The sequence below is a fragment of the Salinicola sp. V024 genome, from assembly GCF_052645315.1.
The window spans coordinates 1-1,465 of sequence record NZ_JBQXYB010000036.1; the positions used below are offsets into that span (position 1 = coordinate 1).

Here is a 1,465-nt window from a genome sequence, read left to right on the forward strand (position 1 = left end):
GTAGGCTGAGATCTTAGGCAAATCCGGGATCTCAAGGCCGAGAGACGAGACGAACGGACTACGGTCCGGAAGTCATCGATGCCACGCTTCCAGGAAAAGCCTCTAAGCTTCAGATCACATGCGACCGTACCCCAAACCGACACAGGTGGTCAGGGTGAGAATCCCAAGGCGCTTGAGAGAACTCGGGTGAAGGAACTAGGCAAAATGGCACCGTAACTTCGGGAGAAGGTGCGCCGGCTTAGGGTGAAGGACTTCGCGTCCCGAGCTTGAACCGGTCGAAGATACCAGGTGGCTGCAACTGTTTATTAAAAACACAGCACTCTGCTAACGCGTAAGCGGACGTATAGGGTGTGACGCCTGCCCGGTGCCGGAAGGTTAATTGATGGTGTTAGCCGTAAGGCGAAGCTCTTGATCGAAGCCCCGGTAAACGGCGGCCGTAACTATAACGGTCCTAAGGTAGCGAAATTCCTTGTCGGGTAAGTTCCGACCTGCACGAATGGCGTAATGATGGCCACGCTGTCTCCACCCGAGACTCAGTGAAATTGAAATCGCAGTGAAGATGCTGTGTACCCGCGGCTAGACGGAAAGACCCCGTGAACCTTTACTATAGCTTCACACTGGACGCTGATGTTGCTTGTGTAGGATAGCTGGGAGGCTTGGAAACCGGGACGCTAGTTCCGGTGGAGCCAACCTTGAAATACCAGCCTGGCATCATTGGCGTTCTAACTTGGCACCGTGATCCGGTGTGAGGACAGTGTGTGGTGGGTAGTTTGACTGGGGCGGTCTCCTCCGAAAGAGTAACGGAGGAGCACGAAGGTACCCTCAGCACGGTTGGAAATCGTGCATTGAGTGCAAGAGCATAAGGGTGCTTAACTGCGAGACAGACACGTCGAGCAGGTACGAAAGTAGGTTCTAGTGATCCGGTGGTTCTGTATGGAAGGGCCATCGCTCAACGGATAAAAGGTACTCCGGGGATAACAGGCTGATACCGCCCAAGAGTTCACATCGACGGCGGTGTTTGGCACCTCGATGTCGGCTCATCACATCCTGGGGCTGAAGTCGGTCCCAAGGGTATGGCTGTTCGCCATTTAAAGTGGTACGCGAGCTGGGTTTAGAACGTCGTGAGACAGTTCGGTCCCTATCTGCCGTGGGCGTTGGAGATTTGAGAAGTGCTGCTCCTAGTACGAGAGGACCGGAGTGGACGCACCTCTGGTGTTCCGGTTGTCACGCCAGTGGCATCGCCGGGTAGCTATGTGCGGAAGGGATAACCGCTGAAAGCATCTAAGCGGGAAGCCTCCTTCAAGATGAGATCTCCCCGAGACCTAGAGTCTCCTAAAGGGTCCAGCAAGACTAGCTGGTTGATAGGCACGGTGTGGAAGCGCTGCAAGGCGTTGAGCTAACGTGTACTAATACCCCGTGAGGCTTGACCATATAACCCCAAGGGGTTTGCAAGACTTTGCTGAAG

At 54.6% G+C, this 1,465-nt stretch carries 1 rRNA gene; it reads left to right on the forward strand.

The annotated features are described in order from the left end of the window. Positions 1-1,431: ribosomal RNA gene (locus tag ACUN9V_RS19870) — 23S ribosomal RNA — on the forward strand; the annotation flags it as partial. Between the last annotated feature and the right edge of the window lie 34 nt (positions 1,432-1,465).